Annotated in this window: 23 protein-coding genes and 1 tRNA gene; 9 read left to right on the forward strand and 15 right to left on the reverse strand. The window is 66.2% G+C overall.

From position 1 onward, the window contains the following. Positions 1 to 14: 14 nt before the first annotated feature. From nrdE to nrdH, 3 genes are read right to left on the reverse strand one after another with little or no spacing between them, the layout of a single operon-like run. Positions 15 to 2174 (reverse strand): class 1b ribonucleoside-diphosphate reductase subunit alpha, encoded by a 2160-nt coding sequence (gene nrdE / locus GO591_RS11630; protein ID WP_255446908.1) that lies wholly within the window; start codon positions 2172 to 2174, stop codon positions 15 to 17. After that, complete coding sequence (gene nrdI / locus GO591_RS11635) at positions 2144 to 2560, reverse strand: class Ib ribonucleoside-diphosphate reductase assembly flavoprotein NrdI (RefSeq protein WP_157156965.1); 417 nt, start codon at positions 2558 to 2560, stop codon at positions 2144 to 2146. The genes nrdE and nrdI overlap by 31 nt, the downstream gene beginning before the upstream one ends. Positions 2561 to 2585: 25 nt before the next feature. Beyond that, the gene (nrdH, locus tag GO591_RS11640; protein ID WP_157156966.1) at positions 2586 to 2819 is read right to left on the reverse strand and encodes a glutaredoxin-like protein NrdH; all 234 of its coding nucleotides are present in this window, start codon (positions 2817 to 2819) and stop codon (positions 2586 to 2588) included. 351 nt (positions 2820 to 3170) lie between these two features. Here nrdH and GO591_RS11645 point away from each other — a divergent pair, with 351 nt between their 5' ends. Continuing rightward, entirely contained in the window at positions 3171 to 4379 is a 1209-nt protein-coding gene (locus GO591_RS11645) for an MFS transporter (protein ID WP_157156967.1), read from the forward strand. 169 nt (positions 4380 to 4548) lie between these two features. Continuing rightward, complete coding sequence (locus tag GO591_RS11650) at positions 4549 to 4767, forward strand: hypothetical protein (protein ID WP_157156968.1); 219 nt, start codon at positions 4549 to 4551, stop codon at positions 4765 to 4767. Between the two features lie 168 nt (positions 4768 to 4935). On the opposite strand, the gene GO591_RS11655 is transcribed toward GO591_RS11650, so the two are convergent. Together GO591_RS11655 and GO591_RS11660 are read right to left on the reverse strand one after the other, a co-directional pair. Further along, positions 4936 to 6222, reverse strand: coding sequence for an MFS transporter (locus GO591_RS11655; protein WP_157156969.1), 1287 nt, complete (start codon positions 6220 to 6222; stop codon positions 4936 to 4938). Positions 6223 to 6365: 143 nt separating this feature from the next. Continuing rightward, complete coding sequence (locus GO591_RS11660) at positions 6366 to 7151, reverse strand: alpha/beta fold hydrolase (protein ID WP_157156970.1); 786 nt, start codon at positions 7149 to 7151, stop codon at positions 6366 to 6368. Between the two features lie 115 nt (positions 7152 to 7266). On the opposite strand from GO591_RS11660, the gene GO591_RS11665 reads away from it, so the two are divergent. After that, positions 7267 to 8151, forward strand: coding sequence for a DUF4349 domain-containing protein (locus tag GO591_RS11665; RefSeq protein ID WP_157156971.1), 885 nt, complete (start codon positions 7267 to 7269; stop codon positions 8149 to 8151). Here GO591_RS11665 and GO591_RS11670 read toward each other — a convergent pair. Both GO591_RS11670 and GO591_RS11675 read right to left on the reverse strand, forming a co-directional pair. After that, positions 8125 to 8472, reverse strand: a complete 348-nt coding sequence (locus tag GO591_RS11670) for a DUF488 domain-containing protein (RefSeq protein ID WP_157156972.1) — start codon at positions 8470 to 8472, stop codon at positions 8125 to 8127. The genes GO591_RS11665 and GO591_RS11670 overlap by 27 nt on opposite strands. A gap of 135 nt (positions 8473 to 8607) precedes the next feature. Next, the gene (locus GO591_RS11675; RefSeq protein ID WP_198295467.1) at positions 8608 to 9219 is read right to left on the reverse strand and encodes an ABATE domain-containing protein; all 612 of its coding nucleotides are present in this window, start codon (positions 9217 to 9219) and stop codon (positions 8608 to 8610) included. A 101-nt stretch (positions 9220 to 9320) separates the two neighbouring features. On the opposite strand from GO591_RS11675, the gene GO591_RS11680 reads away from it, so the two are divergent. From GO591_RS11680 to GO591_RS11700, 5 genes are all read left to right on the forward strand, one after another. Then, positions 9321 to 9881 carry a carboxymuconolactone decarboxylase family protein gene (locus GO591_RS11680; RefSeq protein ID WP_157156974.1) on the forward strand — a complete coding sequence of 187 codons (561 nt, stop codon included), beginning with the start codon at positions 9321 to 9323 and terminating at the stop codon, positions 9879 to 9881. 140 nt (positions 9882 to 10021) lie between these two features. Next, positions 10022 to 11656 carry an acyl-CoA dehydrogenase family protein gene (locus GO591_RS11685; protein WP_157156975.1) on the forward strand — a complete coding sequence of 545 codons (1635 nt, stop codon included), beginning with the start codon at positions 10022 to 10024 and terminating at the stop codon, positions 11654 to 11656. 39 nt (positions 11657 to 11695) lie between these two features. After that, entirely contained in the window at positions 11696 to 13021 is a 1326-nt protein-coding gene (locus GO591_RS11690) for an MFS transporter (protein WP_232466164.1), read from the forward strand. Positions 13022 to 13063: 42 nt separating this feature from the next. Beyond that, positions 13064 to 14419 (forward strand): MFS transporter, encoded by a 1356-nt coding sequence (locus tag GO591_RS11695; RefSeq protein ID WP_157156976.1) that lies wholly within the window; start codon positions 13064 to 13066, stop codon positions 14417 to 14419. Positions 14420 to 14556: 137 nt separating this feature from the next. After that, positions 14557 to 15153, forward strand: a complete 597-nt coding sequence (locus GO591_RS11700; RefSeq protein ID WP_157156977.1) for an NADPH-dependent FMN reductase — start codon at positions 14557 to 14559, stop codon at positions 15151 to 15153. Between the two features lie 19 nt (positions 15154 to 15172). Here GO591_RS11700 and GO591_RS11705 read toward each other — a convergent pair whose 3' ends face one another. From GO591_RS11705 to GO591_RS11725, 5 genes are all read right to left on the reverse strand, one after another. Next, the gene (locus tag GO591_RS11705) at positions 15173 to 15883 is read right to left on the reverse strand and encodes an ANTAR domain-containing protein (protein ID WP_157156978.1); all 711 of its coding nucleotides are present in this window, start codon (positions 15881 to 15883) and stop codon (positions 15173 to 15175) included. A gap of 31 nt (positions 15884 to 15914) precedes the next feature. Beyond that, the gene (locus tag GO591_RS11710) at positions 15915 to 16577 is read right to left on the reverse strand and encodes a GAF and ANTAR domain-containing protein (protein WP_157156979.1); all 663 of its coding nucleotides are present in this window, start codon (positions 16575 to 16577) and stop codon (positions 15915 to 15917) included. Beyond that, complete coding sequence (locus GO591_RS11715; protein WP_157156980.1) at positions 16567 to 17682, reverse strand: fatty acid desaturase family protein; 1116 nt, start codon at positions 17680 to 17682, stop codon at positions 16567 to 16569. The genes GO591_RS11710 and GO591_RS11715 overlap by 11 nt, the downstream gene beginning before the upstream one ends. A gap of 114 nt (positions 17683 to 17796) precedes the next feature. Next, positions 17797 to 18840 (reverse strand): NAD(P)-dependent alcohol dehydrogenase, encoded by a 1044-nt coding sequence (locus GO591_RS11720; protein ID WP_157156981.1) that lies wholly within the window; start codon positions 18838 to 18840, stop codon positions 17797 to 17799. 117 nt (positions 18841 to 18957) lie between these two features. Then, entirely contained in the window at positions 18958 to 19467 is a 510-nt protein-coding gene (locus tag GO591_RS11725; protein WP_232466165.1) for a formylglycine-generating enzyme family protein, read from the reverse strand. A 126-nt stretch (positions 19468 to 19593) separates the two neighbouring features. On the opposite strand from GO591_RS11725, the gene GO591_RS11730 reads away from it, so the two are divergent. Continuing rightward, positions 19594 to 19884 carry a DUF4287 domain-containing protein gene (locus tag GO591_RS11730; RefSeq protein WP_157156983.1) on the forward strand — a complete coding sequence of 97 codons (291 nt, stop codon included), beginning with the start codon at positions 19594 to 19596 and terminating at the stop codon, positions 19882 to 19884. A gap of 25 nt (positions 19885 to 19909) precedes the next feature. Here GO591_RS11730 and GO591_RS11735 read toward each other — a convergent pair whose 3' ends face one another. The 3 genes from GO591_RS11735 to GO591_RS16050 all read right to left on the reverse strand — a co-directional run bounded on the left by GO591_RS11735 (position 19910) and on the right by GO591_RS16050 (position 21204). Continuing rightward, the gene (locus GO591_RS11735; protein WP_157156984.1) at positions 19910 to 20923 is read right to left on the reverse strand and encodes a serine hydrolase domain-containing protein; all 1014 of its coding nucleotides are present in this window, start codon (positions 20921 to 20923) and stop codon (positions 19910 to 19912) included. A gap of 63 nt (positions 20924 to 20986) precedes the next feature. Further along, positions 20987 to 21062 (reverse strand) — tRNA-Ala (locus tag GO591_RS11740). 19 nt (positions 21063 to 21081) lie between these two features. Further along, positions 21082 to 21204 (reverse strand): hypothetical protein, encoded by a 123-nt coding sequence (locus GO591_RS16050; protein WP_255446909.1) that lies wholly within the window; start codon positions 21202 to 21204, stop codon positions 21082 to 21084. Between the last annotated feature and the right edge of the window lie 28 nt (positions 21205 to 21232).

Below are 21232 nucleotides of genomic sequence, written 5' to 3' on the forward strand. Positions count from 1 at the left end.
CAATCAGCGAATCGTTAGAGCATGCAGCTGACGCAGCCGTCGACCTCGGTGCCCTCGAGCGCCATCTGCCGCAGGCGGATGTAGTAGATCGTCTTGATGCCCTTGCGCCACGCGTAGATCTGCGCACGGTTGATGTCACGGGTGGTGGCGGTGTCCTTGAAGAACAGCGTCAGAGACAAGCCCTGGTCGACGTGCTGGGTGGCCGCCGCGTAGGTGTCGATGATCTTCTCGTAGCCGATCTCGTACGCGTCCTGGTAGTAGTCCAGGTTGTCGTTCGTCATGAACGGCGCCGGGTAGTAGACGCGGCCGATCTTGCCTTCCTTGCGGATCTCGATCTTCGACGCGATCGGGTGGATCGACGAGGTCGAGTGGTTGATGTACGAGATCGAGCCGGTCGGCGGCACCGCCTGCAGGTTCTGGTTGTAGATGCCGTGCTTCTGGACGGATGCCTTCAGCTCGAGCCAGTCCTGCTGAGTGGGCAGCTGCACGGTCGAGTTCGCAAACAGTTCGCGAACGCGCTCGGTGGCCGGCTCCCAGACCTGCTCGGTGTACTTGTCGAAGAACTCACCCGACGCGTACTTCGAGTTCTCGAAGCCCTCGAAGGTCTTGCCGCGCTCGATCGAGATCTTGTTCGACGCCTTGATCGCGTTGTACACGACCGCGTAGAAGTACATGTTGGTGAAGTCGATGCCCTCTTCGGAGCCGTAGTAGATCCGCTCGCGCGCCAGGTAGCCGTGCAGGTTCATCTGGCCGAGGCCGATCGCGTGCGACTTGTCGTTGCCATCCGCGATCGAACGCACCGATTCGATGTAGCTCTGGTCGGACACCGAGGTAAGACCGCGGATCGCCGTCTCGACCGTCTGCGCGAAGTCCGGCGAGTCCATCGACAGCGCGATGTTCATCGAGCCGAGGTTGCAGGAGATGTCCTTGCCGATCTGGTCGTACGACAGGTCGGTGTTGTACGTGGTCGGGGTGTTGACCTGCAGGATCTCCGAGCACAGGTTGGACATGTTGATCCGGCCCTGGATCGGGTTCTCCTTGTTCACCGTGTCCTCGAACATGATGTACGGGTAGCCCGACTCGAACTGGATCTCGGCGAGGGTCTGGAAGAACTGACGCGCCTTGATCTTGGTCTTCTTGATGCGCGCGTCATCGACCATCTCGTGGTACTTCTCGGTGATCGAGATGTCACCGAACGGCACTCCGTACACACGCTCGACGTCATACGGCGAGAACAGGTACATGTCCTCGTCCTTCTTCGCGAGCTCGAAGGTGATGTCGGGGATGACCACGCCCAGCGACAGGGTCTTGATGCGGATCTTCTCGTCGGCGTTCTCACGCTTGGTGTCGAGGAAGCGCATGATGTCGGGGTGGTGCGCCTGCAGGTAGACCGCACCGGCACCCTGACGCGCGCCGAGCTGGTTGGCGTAGCTGAAGCTGTCTTCGAGCAGCTTCATGACCGGGATGATTCCGGATGACTGGTTCTCGATCTGCTTGATCGGTGCACCCGACTCGCGGATGTTCGACAGCGACAGGGCAACGCCACCGCCGCGCTTCGACAGCTGCAGCGACGAGTTGATGCCGCGCGAGATCGACTCCATGTTGTCTTCGATACGCAGCAGGAAGCAGCTGACCAGTTCGCCACGCTGCGCCTTGCCCGAGTTCAGGAAGGTCGGCGTCGCCGGCTGGAAGCGACCGGCGATGATCTCCTCGACCAGGTTGGTGGCGAGCTTCTCGTCGCCAGCGGCGAGACCGAGAGCGGTCATCACGACGCGGTCTTCGAAGCGCTCGAGGTAACGCTTTCCATCGAAGGTCTTCAGCGTGTACGAGGTGTAGTACTTGAACGCGCCGAGGAAGGTCTGGAAGCGGAACTTCTTCGAGTACGCCAGAGCGTCGAGCTGCTCGATGAACTCGAAGGAGTACTGGTCGAGGACGGCCTTCTCGTAGTAGTCGTTCTCGACGAGGTAGTCGAGCTTCTCCTTGAGGGAGTGGAAGAACACCGTGTTCTGGTTGACATGCTGCAGGAAGTACTGCTTGGCCGCCTCGCGGTCCATGTCGAACTGGATCTTGCCGTCAGCGTCATAGAGATTGAGCATCGCGTTGAGGGCGTGATAGTCCAGCCCATCGAGCTTCGCCTGCGCGATTACCGGGAGGTCTGCGACTGCTGATTCCAAAATTCTTCCAATCCTGAAGTGACTGCCCGGGTGTCATCCGGTGTGCCGAAAAGTTCGAAACGGTATAGCAACGGCACCTTGCACTTGGCGGCGACAATGTCGCCGGCAAGGCAATACGCGGTGCCGAAGTTGGTGTTACCCGCGGCGATCACGCCGCGCACCAGTGACCTGTTCTTCTCGTCGTTGAGAAACTTGATCACTTGCTTGGGCACCGCACCCTTGCCGTTTCCGCCACCGTAGGTGGGGAGAACAAGAACGTAGGGTTCGGTGACCCGGATCGTGTCGTCGCCAGTCTTCAGCGGAAGGCGGGTTGCCTTCCGGCCCAGGCTCTTGACGAAACGATCGGTGTTGCCGGAGACGCTGGAGAAATAGACCAGCTGGCTCATCATTGCCTCGCTCGGGCTCCCTCGATCAGGACAGGCGCGTGGCGAGCTCGTTGATCTTGTCGGGACGGAATCCCGACCAGTGGTCGTCGTCGGTGATGACAACGGGAGCCTGCATGTAGCCAAGCGACTTGACCGCTTCGAGCGCCTGCTCGTCGGTCGAAACATCGAGCACTTCGTACTCGATTCCCTTGCTGTCAAGCGCGCGGTACGTGGCCGTGCACTGTACGCACGACGGCTTGGTGTAAACGGTGATTGCCATCCCAAATCCTCCCCAAAACTGCGACCTGTGATTCTGTGGTCTGCGTTGATTCGATACTACATCTAGTGGCTGACATTTAATCCGGCACTAGATGAAGTAATTACAGGCGTGTCATTATTCACAGGTTGTCCACATGGTTGTGAACAGATTCCGGCCGTTTTCCGCAGGTTTCTCCCCCGAAATACTCACAACCACCACTGACATTTAACGCAGGATTCAACATCGCCCGGCGTGTCGCGATCCGGGACATCCGAAGCTCTCCGGCGTGTCGCGATCCGGGACATCGGAAGCGTCCCTGTGGCTGCCTGCGCCGCCGACCCACGCTCCGCGGAACCATAGACTGGTGACCTTGTGAGCAGTTACATGAGCATCTTGCGGACGCCTGGCGTGGCGCGCATTATTTCTGCCCAGCTGCTCGCCCGTTTTCCCAGCGGGATGCTCTCGCTCGCGTTCCTGCTTCATATCGAGCAGGTTCTCGGCTCGTACGGTGCCGCCGGGTTGGTGCTCGCCGCCACCAGCGTCGGGCAGGCCGTGGCCGGCCCGCTCACCAGCCGGTGGATGGGCCGGTGGGGAATGCGTCCGGTGATCACGCTCACGCTACTGATCAGCCTGACCTCGATGCTCACCATCGCGCTGGTCGAAATGTCGCTCGGGCTGTACATGCTGGTGGGTCTCATCTGCGGCCTGAGCAACCCGCCGATCCAGCCGGCAGTGCGCACCATCTACCCGAAGCTGGTCAACTCCAGGCAGCTGACGCCGTTGTTCTCGCTGGATGCCTCGGCGCAGGAGATCATCTGGGTGATCGGCCCGGTCGTCACCACGTTCATCGCGGTGCAGGTCTCCACGGTCCTCGCCATCCTGACCGCGGCGGTGTTCCTGGTCGCCGGCGGGGCGTGGTTCCTCTCCTCCCCCGAAGTCGGACGGGTCCGCATCCCGCGCAGCAAGCGCGCGCTGGGCAAGGTGCTCACCCGCAAGCCCGTGCTTCTCGCCACGATCGTCGGCTTCTTCATGGTCGGCGCAACGGCCGCCGTCGAGGCAAGCGTCGTCGCGGTCTACGGCCATGGCGGCCCGGAGGCCGGCATCATCCTGGCGATCTGGGCGGTCGGCTCACTCGCCGGTGGTCTGGCCTTCGGACACATTCCGGTCGGCCCGTGGGCGCTGGCCCGACGCACCTTCATCGTCTTCGTCGGCATCGCGATCGCCGGCTTCTTCCTCGACTTCTGGTGGCTGTCGTTCGCCCTGCTCATCTCGGGCATCGGCCTCGCCCCGGCGCTCGCGGTGATGTTCGGGATCGTCTCGGCCAGCGTAAAGTTCAGCGACACCGCCGAGGCGTACGGCTGGGTCGGTACCGGCCAGCTGATCGGCGCAGCCTTGGGCTCGGCGATTGCCGGCTTCGCGATCGATTCCGGCGGTGCGAGCGGTGGGTTCATCGCCGCAGGAGTGCTCGCCGGGCTGACGTTCCTGGCCGCGCTGCTCGGCAAGCCGTGGCATCCGGATCTCCGCGGCCGGGACGCCAGCCCGATGCCCGACACCGAACCCGTGCCGGTGCAGCCGAGCTAGGACTCGATCGCGGCATCCCGGCGCACCGCCCCCAGCGAACCGCGCGGGGTTTCTCACACCACGCGGTGCTACGTAACGCTGCATTGTCAATGAAATCCCGCATTGTTCTCAAGCGTCCACCCCGCCGTATTGCTCTCCGCGCACGCGGCTCAAAGTGACAGGGTCTGGCGTGCCTCACATCGTGCGCTGCTCGAAGTTGCCGACGCGGGTGAACGTTCAGGCGCGTAAGCAACATTTGGCCGCGCATCCGGAAGCGCGCAACGGATGCTGCAACTTCCAGCCGCGCGCGCTGTCAAAAGTGGCAGCATCCGGAACCGCGCGGCGATTCATGGCGCAAAGCCGTGGTTTCAACGTCACCCGTCTGCCCTCAAAACAGCGCGGTGTTTGATCAACCATGCGGTGGTTCAAACAGCCGCGCTGTTTACGAAACTCCGCGGTGTTCGGGAGGCTCCACGAAAGTGTGGGGTGCGCCAACGCGATGCCCGACACCGAACGGGTGCCGGTGCCGGTGCAGCCGAGCTAGAGGTTTCGCCGCCACTGGTCGCGGGTGCCGCCGCTACTCCTCGCGCACGGGAAGTCCGGCGGGGGTCGGAGCCGCGTCGCCGTTGTCGACATCCTCGGGGTTGGGCAGCCGGGCGACGAAGCGGAAGTACAGCAACGCGGCGAGGGTGGCGCAGCCGCCGCCGACGATCAGCGGCATGGTGAGGTCGATCCGGCCGAGTAAGCCACCGATCAGCGAGCCGAGCGGCATGGTCCCCCAGAGCAGGGTCCGCCAGGTGCCGTGCACCCGGCCGAGCAGCCGGCTCGGGATCACACTCTGCCGCAGCGACATCATCAGCACGTTCCAGATCGTGACCGTGGCCGACGACAGCGCCAGCATCACACCGGCGACCCAGACATCGGGCCAGAGGCCGGCGAGCAGGATGGTCACACCGCAGCCGACGTTCACGATGGCCATCGTCATCCCGGTGCCGAACCGCTCCTTGAGCGGACCGACCACCATGCTGCCGAGGATGCCGCCAACCGCGCCGGCCAGCATGAACACCCCGAACCAGGCCTCGGTGATGCCGAGGCGCTCGAGCACGAACAGCACCCAGATTGAGACGCCCGCCGAGAAGCAGATGCCGATGAACGTGCTGAGGAACCACAGGGTCCGCAGCATCCGGTTGGCCATGATGAAGCGGTAGCCGTCCACGAACTGCCGGTACCAGGGCACTCGCGGCGCGTCGTCCGGATTGGTGCGGTGCGCACCGGCGGCGGCAGCGGGCAGGAACAGCGCGAGAACCAGGGCAACACCGAACACCACGGCGTTCACGCCGAGCGGGATGAGCACCGACACCGCGAACAGCACCGAGGTGAACGGCGCCGCAATGAAGTTCTGCACGACGAGCTCGCCTGCCTCGATGCGGGAGTTCGCCCGATGCAGGTTCGCCTTCGGCACGACCGACGGGACGACCGCGCGAATCGCGCCGTCGTACACGGTCTCGAAGACGCCGTAGATGAAGATGACGAGGTACAGCCACCAGATGGTGAGCGTCCCGGTGGCGGCCAGGACGACCAGGCCAGCAGCGAGCAGGGTACGCACTCCACTCGCGATCGCGAGGGCGTGCCGGCGGTCGATCCGGTCGATGAGGATGCCAGCCGGGATGGCGAAGAACAGCCATGGCAACAACGCGAGCGCGGCGACGCCCGAGATCAGCAGCGGGTCGTCGGTAAGTCGCACGGCAAGAAGAGGTGCGGCGATCCGGTAGATCCCGTCGCCGAGACTCGACGACAGGTTGGCCGTGAAGATGTTGCCGAACGCCCGGCCGAGTCCGTCTTTCTTGCTCCGTTGCACTTGCATCAGCCTAGTCAAAAGGTGAGTCCGTTCCGGGAAGGCGGACATCCGGCTTCTGTGCCTCGTTGGTACGTCTGTGCCAGTTCGAGCAGACACTCACGTACCAAGCAGGCACAGACGTCGGTGCCAACAGACCGCGCACGGCGGGCTCAGCCGACCGCCGCGTTCACCACTCGTGCGAGCCGCCGCCGGATGACATGGTCGTTCGCCTCGACCTTGTGCGTGGTCACGTGCCGCATCTGCTCGACGATGCGCAGGCCACCTGGCGTCAGGAACGGATCGAGGGTGCCGTACACGATCTGGACCGGCACCTGCGCGGCCGCGATATCGCTGATGCTGGTCTGCGACTCGATGGCGTTCTCCAGCGTGTTCACGAACGCCACCCAGTTGCGCTCGGACACGTCCAGCACGTTCTTGATGGGAGACAGCCGACCGAGTTGGGCAGCGGTACGGATGGTGAAGTCCTTGTTTTCGCGCAGGTACTCGTACATCTTCATATAGAGGCCCATCGCTGCCCGGTCCCGCGGGTCGGACACCGCGGTCGGCGGCACGTAGATCGGCGGCGCGACGAGCACCAGTTTGGTGAGGTTCTTCTTGCGCACGGCGGCATAGCGGGCGGCGATCAGGCTGCCGAGCGAGTGTCCGACGAGGACGAACGGATGCTTCAGCTTCAGTGAGCGGATCGTGCGATCCAGCGCCTGGAAGTGCTCCTCCATGGTGTAGTTCGCGCCGGCGGGCGACGGCGATTCCCCGAAACCGAGCACGTCGATCGAGATCACCCGGCGCCGCTCCGCGAGCATCGGAACCAGGTACTCGAAAGTGACCGAGGAAGACGCGATACCGTGCACGAGGATCACGACGGGACCATGGCCCTCGTCGCGAGCGATGTGCAGCAGCGGAGCCTTCGGCCTGCTGAGCCTGTCGAACCAACCCACGGTCCCCGATTATGGCAGTCCGGTATCGGCGGCCGACGACCGTCCGCGCCCTGACGCTCGAATCGTGACAATCGTTGGGTAGTGCTCAGCGTTATCCGCGCCCTACCTTGGTGGAATGAGGCGAGTACTGGTTGCGGCGGCCGTGCTGATCGGAGCACTGAGTCTGAGCGGCTGCGTTGCCAGCCCGATGAACGGCAGCGGTTCAGACTCGGGCGGGGTGACATCCGAGGAATTCGCGCCGGGCGTGCCCGCTCCCGACGGTCCAGTGCGGGACAGCGACGGGTCCACCGTCGACCAGTCCGCGCGCGATCGCGAGATCATCATGACCGGCCAGATGACGGTGGTCGTCGACGAGCCGACGGATGCCGCGGACGAAGCCACCGACATCGTCGAGGCCGCCGACGGGCGCATCGACAGCCGCACCGAACGAGCCGCCACCGAGCAGAACCGCGGCAGCGCCACTCTCCTGATGCGGATCCCCGCCGACCGGCTGACGGCGGTGCTCGAGGACATCGAGGCGCTCGGCGATCCGCGGGAGACCTCGATCTCGAGCGAGGACGTGACCGTCGTCACCCAGGACCTCGATGCCCGGATCACTGCGCTCCAGGCATCCGTCGACCGGCTGCTGGCGCTGATGGCCACCGCGACCGACACCAGCACCCTGATCGAGGTCGAGCAGGCGCTGTCCAGCCGGCAGGCGGAACTGGAGAGCCTGCAGTCGCAGCGCCGGTACTACTCCGACCAGGTCGCGCTCGCGACCATCACCCTGAACCTGGTCTCCGAGCAGGAGGCCGTGCCCGAGCAGCCGGACACGTTCCTCTCGGGTCTGATCGCCGGCTGGGAAGCGCTCGTCGGCTTCTTCGGCGGACTGCTGGTGCTGGCCGGAGTGCTGCTGCCGTGGCTGGTCGTGCTCGGTGTGCTCGCCCTGCTGGTGATCTTCATCGTGCGGACGACCCGGCGGCGCACGGTGGCATCAACGCCCGTGGAGAACGTCGAGTAGCACCCGCGCGTGGTTGACCACCGGGTCTTTCGCGCCGTAGAGCAGGGTCAGCGTCGGGTGCTCGCGCGTGAGCCGCTCAAGCTCGGCGACCGCGGGGTTGTCCTCGAGCTCGGCGCGGTAGCGGGCGGCGAAGTCGTCCCACTGCTCGGGATGGTGATGCCAGTCTTTGCGCAGCTCGGGACTCGGCGCGACATCCTTCAGCCAGAGGTCGACGGATGCCCGCTCCTTGGTGACTCCGCGGGGCCAGAGCCGGTCGACCAACACCCGGAAACCGTCCGCCTCATCGGCGTCGTCGTACACGCGTTTCAGCCGCACCGCCATGGCCTCATCCTGCCAGTACCGCCAGCGCGAATCGAGGGCGCCCCGTCCGGTGGTTGAGGAGCACGAGATCTCGGCTCCCCACTGATCGAGCTTGTCGAGATCTCGGCGCGCTCGACCAGCGGCAAGAGCAGCTACTCAGCCAGCGGAGAGCGCCGCCATGCGCTTGCGATAGGCGCGGGCGGCACGCACTCGCGCGCCGCAAGCGGGAGAGCACCATTCGCGACGCGGGTGATCTTTGAGGTAGAACAGCGGACACCCTGGCGCCTGGCAGGCACGCAACCGGGCGCGTTGGTCGCCAGTGATCAGGTCGATGGCGTCGGTGGCGAGCGCCGCGAACACCTGCTCCAGCCCCCCGGAGCCGAACTGTTCCGATCGCAGCCAGCTGCCGTCAACCCCGACGCCTGGCGTGAAAGCAGCCCACCGGGGTGCTGCCTGGGACGCCGCGTTGATCGCTGCAATGTGCGAGGGATTCGCTGCAACCCCGTCAACGGCGGCACGCGCCACGCCCCGAGCGGCGGCGCGCAGCGCCTTGAACCGGTCGACGTCGGCGTCCGTTGCGGCGACGGCCGCGGCATCCGATGCGCCCTTCGCAATCAGCCGCGGTTCAAGCTGTGCGATCCAGGCGTCGAGATCAGCAGCCGAGCGGATGCCGTCCCGCTCTTTCCCGCGGACGGCGAACCACGTGTTCATCAAGTCCAGCGCGAGGGCTTCGCCGCGGATCGGCGCACCACCCACGTACTCGGTCATGGTTCTCATGGTAACACCGGCTTGCAACCGATAGAAAAGTGTGGTCTGGTTGATCTCACGGTTCAAATATGACCTAACCGTTAGAACTACTTGGAGGATCCATGACTCGCATCGCCACCGTTGACCCCGCCGCCGCTACCGGCTCCGCCGCTCCCATGCTCGAAGCCGTGCAGAAGGGGATGGGCATGGTGCCGAACATGGCACAGGCGATGGCGACCGCTCCCGCCGTGCTCAAGGGATACCTCGGCCTGAACGCCGCGCTGAGCGGTGGCGTGCTGTCGGCCGCCACGCGTGAGAGCCTGGCGCTCGCCATCGGCGAGCAGAACGAGTGCTCGTACTGCCTGTCCGCGCACACCCAGACCGCGCCGGGCGCCGGCCTGAGCACCGCCGACATCAATGCCGCCCGCCGCGGTGAGTCGAGTGACCCGAAGATCCAGGGTGCCTTGACGTTCGCCCGCGCCGTGAACGCGGGACGCGGCGAGGTGTCCGAGGCGGATGTCGCCGCCGCACGGGCTGCGGGACTGTCCGACGCCGAGCTGGCCGAGGTCGTCGGTGCGGTTGGGCTCAACACCCTGACCAACTTCTTCAACAAGGCAATGGCGACCGATATCGAGTTCCCGGTCGTCACCCCGGGTGAGTTCACCGAGGATGCCGCGGCGTAATCTGCTCGCTGATCGAGCTTGTCGAGATCTCGGCAAGCTCGATCAGCGAAGAGCTCCAGCGGCGGCGAGCGTTGCACCCGCGCGGCATCCGTTAGATACTGCGACGAGGTGCCGCCCGAGGCGCCGAGGAGTCCGAGGCCATGCCCGAGGTCATCAAGCAACCCGTCAGCGATCAACCGGCCACCAATCAGCCGCCGCCGCGCGTTGATGTAGACGAGTTCGGCCTGAACCGGCCACTCGTCGAGGGCGTCGCCCACTTCGACGCGGCCTGGGCGCTCGGCCAGCTGCGCGAGACCGGACGACTGGTCGGCTCCGCGGTGTTCCAGCATGATGCCGAACTGGCCAACCAGGTGCCACCGGTGCTGCACACCCATGACCGCTACGGCACCCGCATCGACGAGGTGCAGTACCACCCGGCGTATCACCGCATCATCCGCGAGGCGCTCGCGCATGGAGCGCACTCCGCCGCCTGGACCGACCCGCGACCCGGCGCGAACGTCGCCCGCGCCGCCACCTTCATGCTCTTCGCGCAGGTCGAGCCCGGGCATGCCTGCCCGGTTTCGATGACCCATGCGGCGGTGCCCGTGCTGCAGAACGCGCCGGCCGAACTGCGGGATGAATGGATGCCCCGGGCCCTCAGCCGCGACTACGACGCCACCCTCTCCCTGTCGAAGACCTCCGCCCTGTTCGGCATGGCGATGACCGAGAAACAGGGCGGCTCCGACGTACGAGCGAACACCACAAGCGCCGTCGACGCCCGCGACGGGAGCTGGCTGATCGACGGCCATAAGTGGTTCTGCAGCGCACCGATGTCGGATGCCTTCCTGGTGCTCGCGCAGACCGACCAGGGCCTCGGATGCTTCCTGGTGCCGCGCGTGCTGCCCGATGGCGCCCGGAATCCGTTTCTCATCCAACGACTCAAAGACAAGCTCGGCAACCACTCGAACGCGTCGAGCGAAGTCGAGTTCCAGGCGACCACCGGCTACCTGATCGGCGAGGAAGGCAGCGGCATCCGCACCATCATCGAGATGGTTGCGCGCACTCGGCTGGACTGCGTCCTCGGCAGCGCGGCCGGCATGCGGCAGGCGGTGGCCGAGGCGATCTGGCACGTGCGGCACCGGTCGGCGTTCGGCGCGCACCTGATCGACCAGCCGGTGATGACCGCCGTGATCGCCGACCTTGCGCTCGAGTCCGAGGCGGCCACCGCGACCGCGCTGCGGCTCGCCCGCGCGCATGACGCGGATGCCTCGGACGATGAGAAGGCGTTCCGTCGGCTGGCCACCGCGGTGGCCAAGTATTGGGTCTGCAAGCGTGGGCCCGGCCACGCCTATGAGGCGCTCGAATGTCTCGGCGGCAACGGCTACACCGAGGCGTTCCCGCTCGCCCGCCGCTACCGGGAGCAACCGGTGATGGCGATCTGGGAGGGCTCCGGCAACGTGATCGCCCTCGATGTGCTGCGCGCACTGCGCGATCGGCAAACCACCAAAGCCTTCACGACCGAGGTCTCGCTGGCTTCCGGCGCACACCCGTTGCTGGACGCGCTGATCAGCCGGGTGCAGCACATGTTGGACGACCCGGATGTCTCCGCCTCACCGCGCGCGCGGCTGCTGGTCGAACTGCTCGCCCTTGCCCTGCAGGCGTCGTTGCTCGTGCGGTACGCGCCGACCGCGGTGTCGGATGCTTTCGTGGGCGCCCGGCTCGGCGCGGACCGTGCCGGACTGTACGGCACCCTGCCGGCCGGCAGCGACCTGCGCGGCATCCTCGACCGGCACTGATCCCCGACGGCGATAGGCTCAATCCCGTTCGTCACGAGATTGGCCACCGAGATTTCCAGCCCCTCCGAGCGTCGCAACCACTTCGTCGACCTCACCCCGCTCCGGCAGAGTCCCGCGTTCGCCAGGCTCTGGGTCGGCAACGTCATCGCCGGAATCGGCAGCCAGCTGACCATCGTCGCGGTCGGCCTGCACGTCTACGATCTCAGCCGATCCACGTTCGCGGTGGCCATGGTCGGCACCGTCGCCCTGGTGCCGATGATTATCGCGGGCCTCTACGGCGGCATGCTCGCCGACGCCTTCGACCGGCGCAAAGTGGCCCTCGCCGCCGCGATCATCGCCTGGCTGTCCACCGCAGGCATCGCGGCGAGCGCCTGGTTGGAGATCGAGAGCCTCACTCCGTACTACCTGTTCACCATGCTGAACGCGGTCGCCGCGACAATCCTCGGTACCTCGCGCAGCGCGATCATCCCGCGGCTGCTCCCCCGCGAACTGCTGCCCGCGGCATCCGCCCTGAACGGCATCAACTTCGGGCTGATGGTCACCGTCGGCCCCGCCCTTGCCGGAGTGCTGGTCGCTGCGGTGGGGTTCAGCTGGACGTACACGATCGACCTGGTGCTGTTCGGCGCCGCCTTCCTCGGCATCGTCACCCTGCCGCCGATCGTGCCCGAGGGCGACCGTCACCGGCCGGGCCTGGAGTCGGTGCGCTCGGGCCTGCGGTTCCTGAAGCACGCCGGGAACATCCGGACCTCGTTCGTCGCCGACCTGATCGCCATGACCTTCGGCCGGCCGCATGCGCTGTTCCCCGCGGTCGGCGCCCTGGTGATCGGCGGTGGGGCCATCACGGTGGGCATCCTCACCGCCGCCAGCGCAATCGGCACCCTGATCAGCAGCCTGTTCTCGGGTCGAGTCGGCGAGGTGCGCTGGCAGGGCCGTGCGATCGGTTGGGCGATCGCCGTCTACGGGTTGAGTGTGCTCGGCTTCGGGATCGTGCTCGGGATCGCTAGCACCGGCTGGACGCATCCGATCACGGAGTCCATCGACGATGTCAACCTGCCTGCGCTCGTTGCCGCGTCACTGTTCCTCGCCGGCAGCGGCGCCGCCGACAACGTCAGTGCCATCTTCCGGGTCACCATGATGCAGACCGCGGTGCCGGACAACATGCGCGGGCGCCTGCAGGGCATCTTCACCGTCGTCGTCACTGGCGGCCCCCGGCTGGGCGACCTGTACATCGGGGTTACTGCGGCCGTGCTCGCCCTGTGGATACCCCCGGTGCTCGGCGGCGTCCTGATCGTCACCCTGATCGCTCTGTTGCTGCGAACCCAGCGCGGCTTCCGCGAGTACGACGCGCTCGACCCGAAGCCGTAGCCGCGCCTCGACGCTCCTTCGGAATTGGGCAACAATGGCCCCATGACCCGCGAACAGCGTCTGGTGCTCGCGATCGCGATCCTCGCCTCGTTCGTGGCGTTCCTCGACGGCTCGGTGATCAACGTCGCACTGCCGGCGATCACCGACGAGCTCGGCGGCGGCATCATCACCCAGCAGTGGGCCGTCGACGCCTACCTGATCACGCTGGGTGGGCTGATCCTCGTCGCCGGGTCGCTCTCCGACGTGTACGGTCGCATCTCCGTCATCCGCTGGGGGCTGATCGGCTTCGGAGTCGCGTCAATCCTCTGCGCGATCGCGCCGACCGCCGAGTTCCTGATCATCTCGCGTGCGCTGCAGGGCGTCGCCGGGGCATTGCTGGTGCCCAGCTCGCTTGCCATGATCATGTCCTCGTTCCGGGATGCGGCGCAGGCCAAGGCGATCGGATCCTGGACCGCCTGGACCAGCGGCGCCTTCATCGCCGGCCCGCTGATCGGCGGCCTGCTCATCGACCTGATCTCGTGGCGGCTGGTGTTCGGCATCAATGTGCTGCCGATTGCGGTGACCCTGTGGCTGCTCGCCCGGCTCGGGCATCGGGACGCACGCAAGGCGGGCGCCCACATCGACTACCCGAGCGCTGCCCTGGCGATCATCGGCATCGGCGGACCGGTGTTCGCGCTCATCGAGCAGGGCCGGTACGGCTGGGGCAGCCCGGTGATCTGGGCGCCGCTCGGGATCGGGCTGCTCTGCTTCGCCGCGTTCCTCTGGCGGCAGCACACCACCCCCGACCCGATGATGCCACTCAGCCTGTTCGCGGTGCGCAACTTCGCCTGGGGCAATCTGGCGACGACCTTCATCTACGCCGCGATCGCGCTCGGCAGCTTCCTGATCGTCGTCTTCCTGCAGGAGATCGGCGGCTACCCGGCGACCCTGGCCGGCCTCGCCTCGGTACCGGTGTCGGTGATCCTGATCGCGTTGTCCTCCACCGTCGGCGGGCTCGCCGGCCGGCATGGGCCACGGCTGTTCATGACCCTCGGACCGATCGTGATCGCGCTCGGCTACTTCCTGATGTTGACGATCACCCCGGACGTGAACTACTGGACCCAGGTGCTGCCCGGCATCCTGTTGTTCGGGCTGGGCCTGGCGATCACCGTGTCACCGCTGACCTCGGCGATTCTCGGCTCGATCGATCCCGCGCAGTCGGGCATCGGCTCGGCGATCAACAACGCCATCGCCCGCGTCGCGGGCCTGATCGCAATCGCCTTCCTCGGCTTCATTACCGGCCCGGAACTGGATGTCGCCGGCTTCCAGCGCGGGCTGATCGTCACCGCCGTGCTGTTCCTGATCGGCGGGGCAATCTCCTTCATCGGCATCCGCAACCCGGTCAAGCAGAGCGCCTGACCGGCGAGGTCTCGGCACGCTCGGCCAGCGGGCGGGGCCGACCCTCCGCTTCCGCTGGGAGGGACGTGACATCCGGATGCCTCGGGATGACACTGAAAGGGCGCTTGCCCGTTGTCCCATCAAAGTAAGGAAGCGCTATGGCCACCATCATCGAACACGAGCCCCCGTACAAGGTCGGCTACTTCGTCGGCAGTCTCGCCCAGGGGTCGATCAACCGCATCCTGTCGAAGGCCCTGGTCAGACTGGCGCCGGACGACCTGCAGCTGACCGAGATCCCGATCGGCAACCTGCCGCTGTACAGCTACGACTACGACAACGACTTCCCGCCGGAAGCGCGCGAGTTCAAGCGGCAGATCGTGGAGTCCGACGCCGTGCTGTTCATCACCCCGGAATACAACCGGTCGATCCCCGGCGCGCTGAAGAACGCCATCGACTGGGCGAGCCGGCCGTGGGGACAGAATTCGTTCAACCGCAAGCCGTCCGCCGTGATCGGCGCCTCGCCTGGCCACCTCGGCACCGCGGTCGCGCAGCAGAACATCAAGAGCGTGCTCTCGTTCTGCAACTCACCGCAGATGAACGCGCCCGAGGCATACATTCACATGACGCCCGGGCTGATCACCGCCGACGGTGAAGTGACAGTCGACAGCACCACCGACTTCCTCCGGAACTTCATGGAGGAGTTCGACATGTTCATCAAGCAAGTGCTCACGGTGGTGCCGAAGGGCGAGCACTGATCACCCGCCACGCTCGGCGTCAGCCTTGCTGAGCGCGCGCCACGATCGAGCGGGCAACCTCCGAGAGCGGTTGCCCGCTGTTCCTCGCGTGCACGCGGATCTGCCGGAACGCCTCGTCCATGCTGACGTGCTCAGTGTGGGCAAGCACGCCCTTGGCCTGCTCGATGATGACTCGGCTATTGAGCGCGTGCTGCAGCTGCTCGCGCACGACATCGCCCGCGCGGAGCGCCCGCTCGTGCACGATGCTGATGCTCGCGACGTCGGCGAGCGCCTGTGCGAGCGTGGCATCCTGGTCGCTGAGAAAGCCGGGATCAGCACGGAAGACCGTGAGTGAGCCGAGCACGTTCTCACGCAACCGCAACGGCACGGCATGCGCCGCCCCGTAGCCGAGCGCGGCCGCCCCGGTGGCGAAGTCCCGCCACCGCGCATCGACCCGGGTGAGGTCATCGACGGCGATGGGTTCGCCGGTGGCCCGCGCCTCCGCGCCGGGTCCGGCGGGCATCTGCAGCAGGTCGATCAACTGGGCATCCTCGCGAGTGGACGCGATGATCACACCCGGTTCACCGTCACCGTCGGCAACGAGGATGCCGGCATCGGTCGCCTCGAGCAGGTCCGCCACACGCTCCACCAACGAGTGCAGCAGATCAACAATGTCGTAGCCGAGAACCAGGGCATCGGCGAGACCGACGAAAGCCTCGACTAGCCGGCTCTCTCTAGTTTCGCCCGCCATTTCAGAATTCTACGACGCACGCCCGGGCGACTCACCGCGACAGATTCAACACCCCGCCGACGATCAGGGCTGCCACGTCCCGAACCGAGAGCCCACTCGAGAAGGAGTGCGCCCGGATGAGAAGCAGGGCATCCGCGGCACTGACCCGTAGCTGTGCGACGACCATCCCCGTCGCCTGATGCACCTCGCGGCGGGAGTAGCCGACATCCGTCAGTCCCTGCGGGTCGCGGTCCAATGCGCGTCGCATTATTTGCGCGGCGGCGACCGAGGCGAGGCCGGTCGCGACGGTCAACGCCTGCGGAGCCATCGCGCCAGGTTCGTCGCTGTACACCGTGACCGCGCCGATGCCGAGCGTGCCGACCCGCAGCGGGAACGCATGCACCGCTCGCACGTACGCTCGATCAACACTGCGCGCGAGCATCGGCCAGCGGGATCCTGCTTCGGTGCGGATGTCGGACACCATCACTGGCAGACGGGCGGATGCCGCATCCCAGCCCGGCCCCTCACCGAGATCGATCTGCGCTTCGTCGAAGTGCGCCGCCGCGGCGTCCGATGCGCACACCATCTCGATACCGAAGGGATCGCCCAGAGTCGAGATCGCTGCACCAGTGGCCGCGAGCACGGCGATGAAGGGCTGGCACAGTTCAGCACCGTCCCCGATACCCGTTGCGGCGAAGGCCGTGTCATCCGTCATTGGATCCGATGCTCTGTCTCTGCACCATGAGCGGGCACTCGAACGGGTCCTTCTCGCCCAGGCCGACCCGGTTGATGTACCGCAGCACGATTCCGTAGGACTCGAACAGGCCGGTCTGCGTGTACGGGATGTTCCGCTGACGGCAGTACGCCGAGATGATCACCGAGGCGCGGCGCAGGTGCGGCCTCGGCATCGACGGGAAGAGGTGATGCTCGATCTGGTAGTTGAGACCGCCCATCGCGGAATCGAGCAGCCGGCTGCCGCGAACGTTGCGGCTCATCAACACCTGTTTCCGCAAGAAGTCCAGGCTGACATCGCGCGAGACGAGCGGCATGCCCTTGTGGTTCGGGGCGAACGATGCGCCCATGTAGAAGCCGAACAGGCCCAGTTGCACGGCGAGGAAGGCGGCTGCGACACCTGGGGACAGCACGAGGAACACGAGCGTGGCGAAGCCGCCCAGCCGGATGGCCAGAAAGAGGATCTCGATAGCGCGACGGTCGACGTGCTCACGTTGGAACACCCGGCGAACACTCGCCGCGTGGAGCGAGAGCCCCTCCAGGAACAGCACCGGGAAGAAGAAGATCCCTTGATGGGCGACCAGCCACGCGGTGACCGGGTTGCGACGGCGGGCCACCTGCTCGGGCGTGAAGGAGATCACCGGCAGGTCGATGTCCGGGTCTTCGCCCTTCTTGTTCGGGTTCGCGTGGTGGCGCGTGTGCTTGTGCTGCCACCATCCGTAGCTCATGCCGATGAACAGGTCGCCGACGACGAGACTGACCCAGTCGTTCCACTTGCCCGACTTGAAGATCTGCCGGTGCGCGGCGTCATGGCCGACGAAGGCGATCTGCGTGAACAGCACCGCGAACCCGGCGGCGAGCGCGAGCTGCCACCAGGAGTCGCCGATCAGAATGAACGCGGTGATGAACAGGCCAACCAGAACCGGGATGGCTGCCAGCTTGGTCCAGTAGTAGCCGTAGCGGCGGCGCAGCAATCCGGACGCACGGATGTCACGGGCGAGTTCGGTGTACTCGCTGTTGCTTGGCGTGGCGGAAGTTTTCGGATGGGTCGCGAGGACGCGCGGCGCCACCGGTTCGACGGGGCTCATGACAATCTCCAGACTCTGCGCAGGGGGCGACCAGGGTCTGGGGTTGCCTATCCGTTCACGCTACGCCCGTGGCGATGAGCCGCGCCGAACTCACAGCGCACGTGGAGGGCGACCTCAGCTGGCGTGCGGCACCACCACGGCGCGGCCGCTGATTTGGCCGGACTCGAGCTTGCGATAGGCCTCAAGCGCGTCATCCATCGAGTACCGCTCAACCTCGGGCGTGATCTGCCCGGCCCGGTACATGTCGACGACCTCGTGCAGGTCGGCGATCGTGCCCCAGTAGGTGTTCGTGATCGTCGATTCGTACGGCGTCGTGAAGAACGACCATTCAGTCGCACCGCCGGCGATGCCCACCACGGTCAGTCGGCTCTGCTTGGCCATTGATGCCTGCGCGGTCTTGATCGTCGGCACCGCGCCGACGAAGTCGAATGCGGCATCCACGCCTTGCCCGTCGGTCAGATCGCGGATCGCCGCCACCTGATCTTCGCCGCCTGGAACTGTGACGGCGCCGCTGGCCGCGGCCCGCTGCATCGCGTCCTCTTTCATGTCGGTGGCGATGACGGTGGCGCCGGTCAGTGCCGTGAGAATCTGGACCGCGATCTGGCCGAGCCCGCCGAGGCCGATCACCAGCGCGGTCCGGCCGCCACCGGCCAGGTTCGGCAGGGCGAGCTTGATCGCGTGGTACGGGGTGAGGCCGGCGTCGCTGAGCGGTGCCGCCGCGATCGGGTCGGCATCACCGAGCGGCACGAGGTTGCGCGCCGGCACGACCACATAGTCGGCCATACCGCCATCGCGGCCCAGGCCGACGCCCAGGTACGGCATGGTGGCGACGTTCTCGCAGTAGGTGTCCTGGCCGCGCGAGCAGGCCCTGCAATGACCGCAGCCGATCGGACCGTAGACCAGGAACGCGTCGCCGGGTGTGAAGCCGTGCACGCCGGGACCAAGTTCCTCGATCCAGCCCGAGTTCTCATGGCCGAGAGTGAACGCCGGCCGCTGAGACCCCGGCGCGCCCTCCTCGAAGTTGTAGATGGCGACATCCGAGTGACAGGCGCCTGCGCCGGCAACCTTCAGCAGCACCTCGCCGGGGCCGGGCTGGGGGCGTTCCACCTCCTCCAAGGTGGGGAATGTCTTGTAGTCCGAGAACACGACAGCACGCATGGTTGCTCATCTCCTTCGAGAGCGGATGCGGCTCACGCTACGCCTCGCACCACCCGCTGGTCGAGCCTGCACCGCCCGCTGGTCGAGCCTGCCGAGACCCGGCCTCGAACGGAATGCTCAGCGCAGCGGCGTCCACCCGACCGGAAGCGGCCCGCGGATGTCGGCGCGTTCACGATCGGCTGTGGCAGACCAGCCCTGCGCCTCACTCACCTGGTCGGCGGTCGTCCAGGCGACATCCGCCAGCGGTCCATAGGTCGGCGCAGTCGAGCCCGCCCGGCAGGCCCGCTCCCATTCCGCCTCGGTCGGCAAGCGAAAGCCGTCGGCGCTGACATCCCAGACGACGTTGCGGTCGTCGATCGCGTATGCAGGAGTGAATCCGGATGCTGCAGATGCCGCGTTGCACCAGCGAACCGCCTCGAACCAGGTAACAGGGTGAGCCGGAGCATCCGATCGTTCCTGTGAGGTGTCGATCGCGCCGAGCACCGCCTCGTACTCAGCCTGGGTGATCGGAGTTCGGCCGCTCTCGAATCCGCGGAGGGTGACCTCGCGCGACAACCCCGACCGCGCGTCGCGCAGCTCAATCGCGCCCGCGGGAATCGCGGTGAGCTGCGGGGAGACGGTTCTCACGGTGTCGGCTGTATCCGCCGTCTTCCCGTATTGCGCCGACGCCGGGGAGTCGTCATCGCGCAGCGCACGAACACCACGTACTATGTCGAGCAGCATTCACTAACCGCGCCCATGGGAGAAGACGACATGTCGTTTCAGGCCTACCTCGACGCCATTGAAACCAAGACCGGGCTTACGCCTCGTCAGTTGGTCGACATCGCCAAATCGAAAGGATTCGATGACCCCGCGGTGAAAGCGGGCGAGATTCTCGAGTGGCTGAAGGCCGACTACGAACTGGGCCGCGGGCATGGGATGGCTCTTGTGCACGTCATCAAGAAGGGGCCTCAGATTGATTCGAAGCACGTCGGTACGACCGGCTCGCATCGGGACGAATCCGAAGTCCTCTGGCTCGACGGCATGGAGAGCAAACCCGCGTGACCACCACGCCCCCTGGTAGTGGGTCTCAGCGGAGGGACGTGTTGATCGCCTCGGCGAGAGCGCCGATCACCGGCCAGGCGCCCTCCGAACTGTTCCCGAGCACGGACACCGTCGTCTGAGTCGCGACCAGGTGCGTCGAGCGGAACGATGTACCCGCGTCGTAGCCCTCGAGGATCAGGGCAGGATGCGTGGCGTGCAGCCAGAAGCCCATTCCGTAGCGCTTGCGCTCGTCGGGCACGTCGTGGCGCGGGCGGATCATCTCGTCGACCGTGGCGCGCGCGACGATGCGGCCCTCCAGCAGCGCGAGCCAGAAGCGGTGCAGGTCAGCGGCGGTCGTGAAGATTCCCCCGTCGCCGTTGCCGAGTACCGGGAGGTGCAACGTGTTGGCGAGGTCGCCCTCGCTATCGATGTACCCCAGCGCTGCGTCGCCCGGCAGCGCGTTGAGCGGAAGGAAGCCCGTGCGCTCGAGACCGGCGGGTTCCAACACGAGGCGCTGTACGACCTGGTGGTAGGTCTCTCCGGTGGCGCGCTCGAGCAGCACCGCCAGCACCATGTAGCCACCGTTGCAGTAGGCAAAGCGCTCTCCGGGCGCGAAGGCCTGCGGATGGCCGTCGAGCATGGGTAGGAACGCCTCTGCCGTCGTGAGGGTGTGCGCGGGGAGGCTCAGCACGTGGTCGCTTGGCTCCCAGTCGGACTCCTCATCGAGGTAGTCGCCGATGCCGGAGGTATGCGTGAGCAGGTGCTCGATCGTCACGGCGTCGTCGATGAGGGGAAGGTCGTCACCGAGGAGTACGCGCGCGGGCTGGTCGAGTCGCAACGTGCCCTGCTCCACCAGCCGCATCACCGCGAGAGCCGTGAAACCCTTACCGCCACTGGCGATCCCGATGCGCGCATCGGGAGTCATGGGCACCCTGTGAGCCCGGTGCAGATACCCCCCGCACCGCTCGAGCGTCCGCTCGTCGGCGACGTCGACGGTGGCAACGCCAGTGAAGGTTCGCTTGGCGATGGCCGCGTCGAACTGGGCGGGATCGACGTTCATGAGTCCCCCTTCGGAACAGTCAAGCCCCCGACGCGTTCTGCGACCGGGGGCTTGTGTGCATTTTGGTGGACCTAAGGGGATTCGAACCCCTGACCTCCTCGATGCGAACGAGGCGCGCTACCAACTGCGCCATAGGCCCAAACTGCCTGAACAGGTTATCACCCTGCGGGAACCGGTTCACACACGTGCCGCGTGCGTTCGATCATTCGACCGCAGTCCGGGCAGACCTGATCGAGCCAGCAGACCGGGTCGCCGGCATCCGTGAGCTCGTGGTCGGGCATGAGGGCAGGATACGCCCGGCGGAGGAGT

Origin of the sequence: Diaminobutyricimonas sp. LJ205 (assembly GCF_009755725.1) — a bacterium.
Lineage (GTDB): Bacteria > Actinomycetota > Actinomycetes > Actinomycetales > Microbacteriaceae > Ruicaihuangia.

What these genes read in the sequence shown, in the direction of transcription:
- nrdI (WP_157156965.1), bottom strand. Translation starts at nt 2,560, where the DNA reads ATGAGCCAGCTGGTCTATTTCTCCAGCGTCTCCGGCAACACCGATCGT.
- nrdH (WP_157156966.1), bottom strand. Translation starts at nt 2,819, where the DNA reads ATGGCAATCACCGTTTACACCAAGCCGTCGTGCGTACAGTGCACGGCC.
- GO591_RS11655 (WP_157156969.1), bottom strand. Translation starts at nt 6,222, where the DNA reads ATGCAAGTGCAACGGAGCAAGAAAGACGGACTCGGCCGGGCGTTCGGC.
- GO591_RS11665 (WP_157156971.1), top strand. Translation starts at nt 7,267, where the DNA reads ATGAGGCGAGTACTGGTTGCGGCGGCCGTGCTGATCGGAGCACTGAGT.
- GO591_RS11670 (WP_157156972.1), bottom strand. Translation starts at nt 8,472, where the DNA reads ATGGCGGTGCGGCTGAAACGCGTGTACGACGACGCCGATGAGGCGGAC.
- GO591_RS11675 (WP_198295467.1), bottom strand. Translation starts at nt 9,219, where the DNA reads ATGACCGAGTACGTGGGTGGTGCGCCGATCCGCGGCGAAGCCCTCGCG.
- GO591_RS11680 (WP_157156974.1), top strand. Translation starts at nt 9,321, where the DNA reads ATGACTCGCATCGCCACCGTTGACCCCGCCGCCGCTACCGGCTCCGCC.
- GO591_RS11685 (WP_157156975.1), top strand. Translation starts at nt 10,022, where the DNA reads ATGCCCGAGGTCATCAAGCAACCCGTCAGCGATCAACCGGCCACCAAT.
- GO591_RS11695 (WP_157156976.1), top strand. Translation starts at nt 13,064, where the DNA reads ATGACCCGCGAACAGCGTCTGGTGCTCGCGATCGCGATCCTCGCCTCG.
- GO591_RS11700 (WP_157156977.1), top strand. Translation starts at nt 14,557, where the DNA reads ATGGCCACCATCATCGAACACGAGCCCCCGTACAAGGTCGGCTACTTC.
- GO591_RS11705 (WP_157156978.1), bottom strand. Translation starts at nt 15,883, where the DNA reads ATGGCGGGCGAAACTAGAGAGAGCCGGCTAGTCGAGGCTTTCGTCGGT.
- GO591_RS11710 (WP_157156979.1), bottom strand. Translation starts at nt 16,577, where the DNA reads ATGACGGATGACACGGCCTTCGCCGCAACGGGTATCGGGGACGGTGCT.
- GO591_RS11715 (WP_157156980.1), bottom strand. Translation starts at nt 17,682, where the DNA reads ATGAGCCCCGTCGAACCGGTGGCGCCGCGCGTCCTCGCGACCCATCCG.
- GO591_RS11720 (WP_157156981.1), bottom strand. Translation starts at nt 18,840, where the DNA reads ATGCGTGCTGTCGTGTTCTCGGACTACAAGACATTCCCCACCTTGGAG.
- GO591_RS11730 (WP_157156983.1), top strand. Translation starts at nt 19,594, where the DNA reads ATGTCGTTTCAGGCCTACCTCGACGCCATTGAAACCAAGACCGGGCTT.
- GO591_RS11735 (WP_157156984.1), bottom strand. Translation starts at nt 20,923, where the DNA reads ATGAACGTCGATCCCGCCCAGTTCGACGCGGCCATCGCCAAGCGAACC.
- GO591_RS16050 (WP_255446909.1), bottom strand. Translation starts at nt 21,204, where the DNA reads ATGCCCGACCACGAGCTCACGGATGCCGGCGACCCGGTCTGCTGGCTC.